We start from the raw sequence: 6213 nt of genomic DNA, 5'->3' as shown, positions 1-6213 counted from the left end.
TGCATGGTCGAGATCACCATGAAAACCAGATCTGGTTTTGGGACAAAGCATTGATAGTGACAATCAGATTGCCCATGAATGGTAAGAGGTATTGCTACATTTTTGTAAGCGCATGGTCGAACTCACCATGAAAACCAGATCTGGTTTTGGGACAAAGCATTGATAGTGATAATCAGATTGACTATGAATGGTAAGAGGTATTGCTACATTTTTGTAAGCGCATGTTCAAACTCACCATGAAAACCAGATCTGGTTTTGGGACAAAGCATTGATAGTGATAATCAGATTGACTATGAATGGTAAGAGGTATTGCTACATTTTTGTAAGCGCATGTTCAAACTCACCATGAAAACCAGAGCTGGTTTTGGGACAAAGCATTGATAGCGGTGACAATCAGATTGACCATGAATGGTAAGTGGTATTGCTACATTTTTGTAAGTGCATGGTCAAACTCACCATGAAACCAGCTCTGGTTTTGGGACAAAGCATCGATAGTGATAATCAGACTGCCCACGAGTGGTAAGGGGCATCGCTACATTTTCGGAAACGTAATAGTTGAACTCGACATGAAAACCAGCTTTGGTTTTAGTGGTGTAATTGCGGGCCTATGCAATACATAGCCATTGGTTAATTAGATATGAAGTCATTAGAAGTTCTTAAAATTCCAACCCCGATTTAAGAATTCTTAAATTGACTAAGAATTGGTAAGAACTTACCTATGAGCTTCGCTCACGAACCTGTCGATTTTTTCAAAGCACAGCTGTAGCGGTGCTCTGTAAGAGTTAAGTCGCCAATTAATCTGACGTATCAATGAATCATACATGGCTTGGTGGACATCGTTTGGAGCAACTATTATTCTGTTATAAAAGTTTTTTTACGAGATTGCCAGTGGATACGTTGTTTCAGATTATATCAGATCTGCATGAAGAGTTTTGCGGAACTACGATCAAACAGATGGTTAACCCTGATGCTGATATAGTAATAATTGCTGGTGATATTACACATGGGGTAGGATTAGCAGAGCTCGCATCGCAAGCTGCTAAATCAAGTCCTCATATTGAATTTATTGTTATAGCTGGTAACCATGAATTTTATCATCAGGACTTTGATTATCATGACTATTTGAGCTGTTTAGCTCTGTGGAATCAATTTAGTGACAACCTTCACTTCCTCGAAAACACATCCGTCGTTATTGACAGGTATGATCTTGAAGTGTTCGGAGGAATTGGTTGGACAAATCTTAGCGGGCTTAATGACGTCAACACGCTTTCCCTACAAATGAAACTCAATGATTTCAAGTATATTACAGTGAATAATCGAACTCTGACGCCATCAAAGATGAGGGAGTTAAATACTGAGTTTAAAAGCGCTTGTGTTGCATCTATGTCAGCCTCGCTAAAGAAGAACAAAATCGTGGTTTCTCACTTTCCACAATCTTTTGAATTGAAACACTCAGGTTTTCCAGTTGACCTATTGACATGTTATTTCTGCTCTGACGACAATGAGCTAATCCGAGAGTTATCTACCCACGGTGTGAATGCGATGGTGAGTGGACACACTCACGACAATTTTGATCGTATTGTGGAAGGTGTAAGGCAGATATCAAGCCAGGTCGGATATTCTCACGAGAATGATTTTGACAACAACTTACTCAACTCCAGAAAATTACATAAACTACTTAAAAGATCTAATTAGTTGCGTCGAGTGAGAGTTTGTAGTTCAGTATCCATTAAAGGACATCTATGGGTAATTGATGAAACTCAGTATGGCTTTCCCCTGTAACAAGACCGAGATCACATTGATAGAAATTCTCCCATGAAGGAATACTCTCAACATAAAAACTAGAGGTTTAGTTTTCGGTTGCGAACCATCAAGGAATTTTCGCAACCACTTGTTGCGAGACAGGATAATTTGATAAAAGCACCCCCATGGTAGGATACCCTACTTTTTGGGAACAACATTAAAATTAGAGGTCTAATTTTAATGTTTAGTAAGTCTAAACCAGTTTTGCAAACGAAAACGCCCCCAATTAGGGGGCGATTCATATACAAATTACCTATTAATACGCTTTTCGCAGTCGCTCTACTTTTAAACTTGTCACGAATCTCGTTCAGATGGTAGCTACTCGATTGATAAAGAAAGTTTGAAGTCTGATGTTATTAATCCTGCGAAGTTACCTAATTATCTACCTAAAGACATTCCTGATTTCGACGAGGATGCTCAGTGAAAAATCGAGCGTTTTGCACTAGATATTCTTTTCATCAAATCGCGATGAATTTTGATGAAATCAAATGAATCACTAATATACCCATGTTTTTAAAAGCCATTTTTTCTCACCTAATGAATATTACATTAGTCAATGGAACTAAACAGCTCGAACTATTCAAACCGAGTAGGTTTGGTTTACTATATAAGTTCCCCTTCTTCTGGAGCCTCCACGAGACCCAACGCTCGATAACCTTTCTCTCTTTTTTTAAACATCCTAGACAGCATGGGGATTCTCGAATCGACGTAGTCGATAACTTTAACTTCATCTTTCCCTTCAAATTCACGCTGGATTCGACCAACATACTGAATAAGTGAACCTTTCCAGGAGACTGGTAGTGCTAATATCAAAGTATCTAGCCTAGGTAAGTCGAAACCTTCCCCGATAAACCGCCCAGTAGCAACAAGTACTTCGGTGGTTGCTAGTTTCTCCATGACGTCCGCTTGCTGCTTCTTCTTCATTGCACCGACAAGCATTTGGTGTTTAAGCCCCGTATCATCAAGCAACTTAGAAATGATATTGGCGTGCTCTCTTCGCTCTGTTAATACAATGGGGACTCTTCCTTTACCAACTTCAAGTTTAATGTCCTCAATAATGACCTTGTTACGTTCAGAGTGCAGCATCAACCAGCGATATACTTCGGAAATATGAGGTTTGGGTTCATCAGAAATCAAACTTAGCGGCACTTCAAATAGTAAAGCTTTCTTTTCCAATCGCTGAACAAGTCGAGAGCCTTGGTCAGACTTGATGCTATGCCTGACCCTACCCGCTTGCATGAAGATAATCGGTTGATGTCCATCTCGCCTCTCTAAGGTGGCACTTATCCCAACAATAAATTTGGCATGCGACTCAGATAAAACTCGTTCAAATTGAGGTGCTGACAGATGATGGCATTCATCGACTATGACTTGACCATAGTCCTGAACCAGCCCATTGACACTATTATTACTCCTGTTGAACAAACTTTGATACGTCGCAATATCGATCTGCCCTGTTGGCTTTTTCTTGCTTCCAGTCCACACTCCAACCTCAACTCCCTGAGCAAAAACCTTCAGTCTCTCTTGCCATTGGTCTACGAGCTGTTTGTTGTGAACTAGCACTAACGTATTAACTTTTCTTTGACATATGAGGCCAATGGCAGTAATCGTTTTGCCGAATGCTGTAGGCGCATGAAGCACGCCATTATCATACTTAAGAAGTTTATCGACAGCTTTACGTTGCGCCGAACGCAGGGAACCGACAAATTTAATAGTTCCTAATAACCGCCCTGCAATCCTTTTGTCTTCTACCTGTAACGAAATACCATGAGAAGAACAGATATCCTTCAAATCATCCAAACACCCTCTTGGCAAACTCAAATAGCCGCTGTCTATCTCCGCTAAACAAATGAACCGAGCAATGCCATTTGTAGATAAGCGCAATCCTTGGGCTTTAAAGAACTTTGGATTTGAGAAAGATGCGACTTTTTTAAACTGGGCGATTAAAGGGTTAGGAAGACTAGACAACGGGATATAGAGTCTATTGGCGATGACCACTTGCAACACTTTAGGGCAATCCTCTATGGCACTCCCAGTTGGTAGCGAGCGCTCCCAGGGGGCTTGCTGACTGTTATAAGCCGATGTTTGCTCTTGGTGTTCATAACTGTTCAAAAGCGCTTCAACTTTTACAGATGGGACACGCTGTGTTGAAACCAGAGCAGCCCATTGATCGACAAAAGTAACAAAGGACTGATCAACAAATGTAGAGTTTCCACATGAACGTGGTTGCTTTTGCAGTGGCAAAGCTATTAGATTACCGATTCCCCCTACAGGCAGAACATCTTGGTTAGGAAAAAGCCTATCGTAAGACTCAAAAGATAGAGCTCCATGAGTTTTCATCGCTTCATCTAAGAGGAAAAATCCCATCTGACGAGCTAGCTTGGCTTTTATGGCTTGCTCGAAGAAAATCCACACGTGTGCACCATTCCCAGACCTTGAGCGCTCTAGTAGACAATAAATTCCATTTTGTTGGCATGCATCGACATAAGCTCTTGACGCTAATTGCCAATCGCTTTTGTCGAAATCAACTGCTAACAACCAACATGTGTTGTTTGGTTGCATTGGGTATAAGCCAATAACTTCTTGTCCTACTAGATGATTGTAGATCGCTTCTTCATCTAGTGATTTGAACGCCTGATTGGGACACTCCAAGCATTTAATTTTAGGTTTGTTGCAGAGCCCTTGCTGCCATTCATTATGGCAAGCAACTGCATAACCACTTCTCCCTTTATTATTCTGCCAACGATGCGCGTAACAATTTTCATTCCCTTTAAAGTAGCTCTTAAATAAAGCGATCTTTTGAGCTGGCGAATACTCCTTTGGAGCACTCGCCACCAAGCTAGTGCTTTGAGCTAGCAAAGATTGACGACGCTGTTCTAAGTGACTTAACTTTGCCCTTAACTCTAAAATCTGCTGTTCAATCCTTTCAAGCTCATTCATATTTAGTCCCAGCGGCAAGTCCGACAACACAAATCAGTACATATTAAGCCATAAGCATTATTGCTAACTGCCTAACATATTGACCAAGCTTTCTAGCTTATTATGATACCAACGTCCCAACAATTAACAGCATAACGCAATATGACACTTCAACACGTTCCTTTCGGCTTGAGAAACGAAGACCATTCCTTTGTGGATGTCTCTGATGTAGTTCGCGGAAAGAAATGTGACTGTATTTGTCCATCTTGTCACACTCCACTCATAGCCCGACAGGGAGAAGAGAAGCAGTGGCACTTTGCCCATGCAACTCGCAAAGTAGATAAAACCGATAAGGAGTGTGACTTTTCCTTCTTTGTCTCAGTTAGAATGATGGCAAGGCAAGTTATCGAAACAGGTATTAGGATCGATCTCCCAGAGTACAAGTGCACAGTAGCTCGCCAGGCGAAAGCAACTCACTTCAAAGAAGAATTTCTGGTAGCAAAACAAACAACTATCGAACTAGAAGACGTACATAAGGAAGCACCGTTTTCAAATTGCGTTGTCGACATTGTTGGTAAGGTTCAAGATTTCTCTTTTGTCGTATACTTTACCCACCCAAATCGCCCACTCCCTGCGGAGCTTCATGTCTCTGATAACCAACAAAGTGGTGTGCTAGAAATTAAACTCGATGATACACACCACTTATTCAAAGAAGATAGAGCTGGAACTAGGCAACTAGATAGGCTAAAGCTCTTTCTACAAAATGACCTGCCATCTAAGAGATGGGTATTTCATCCACGAAAGGCTTCAATGCAGAAAGCAGCATATAAACGTTTGAACTCGACTATCGCTAGCTATCAAATCAATCGTCACTCAGCAACTAGTCATTCTAGCCATGGAAGTCATGTTTCCTATCAGCACAACGACCCTTGGCTTGCGCCAAGAAACAAACCGACAGCTCCTCCGTCACCAATACCCAAAAGAACAGCTACATTCGAATGCATCATGTGTAACTGCCAATGGCAAACTTCATTGCCAGGGCAACCTACCTGCCCTAAATGCCATAGCCACCTATACGCTAGCGAAATATCTTCGAGATAAAAACGCATCAAGTGTTCATTTACTTCCCCTGTTCATTTTTTATGGGCAAACCTAAAAAATGAACAGAACCTGATACTCCCAGCTTTTGTTTCTCAGGCTCGAATTCTTTAAATAACTAATGAGTAGTTAAAGTTTCATAAATGAAGAAAAATCAAAATAATGAGTAGTACAATTATCATTATTGACAAATACGTCTTCCAATCAATTAACGATGAAATTTATTTAAAGCGTGGACAGTGGCTATTTTCACTCACAAAACATATGGAAATAACTAACTCTCAATCAGCAAGACGAGACACTGTATACCCCGCACTACCATGCTAATTTAAACAACGAGCTGATCTCTAAACTGGAAGCCTACACAAGCTTCCCTGCCCGATAATGAGTAAT

3 protein-coding genes are annotated in these 6213 nt (G+C 40.8%); 2 read left to right on the top strand and 1 reads right to left on the bottom strand.

What is annotated here, in order from left to right:
• Nucleotides 1-810 precede the first annotated feature (810 nt).
• Entirely contained in the window at nucleotides 811-1695 is an 885-nt protein-coding gene (locus tag ACED28_RS04140; protein WP_371703313.1) for a metallophosphoesterase, read from the top strand.
• Between the two features lie 711 nt (nucleotides 1696-2406).
• On the opposite strand, the gene ACED28_RS04135 is transcribed toward ACED28_RS04140, so the two are convergent.
• Nucleotides 2407-4743: a DEAD/DEAH box helicase family protein gene (locus ACED28_RS04135; RefSeq protein WP_371709356.1), complete on the bottom strand. Its 2337-nt coding sequence runs from the start codon at nucleotides 4741-4743 to the stop codon at nucleotides 2407-2409.
• A 141-nt stretch (nucleotides 4744-4884) separates the two neighbouring features.
• Between ACED28_RS04135 and ACED28_RS04130 the strand changes: the two genes are divergently transcribed.
• On the top strand, nucleotides 4885-5823 hold the full coding sequence (locus ACED28_RS04130; protein WP_371709355.1) for a competence protein CoiA family protein: 939 nt from the start codon (nucleotides 4885-4887) through the stop codon (nucleotides 5821-5823).
• Nucleotides 5824-6213: the final 390 nt, after the last annotated feature.

This window comes from Vibrio sp. 1F253, from assembly GCF_041439295.1.
Lineage (GTDB): Bacteria > Pseudomonadota > Gammaproteobacteria > Enterobacterales > Vibrionaceae > Vibrio > Vibrio tasmaniensis_A.
Note: the sequence above shows the minus strand (reverse complement) of the source record. Positions and strands in the feature narration are given on the sequence as shown.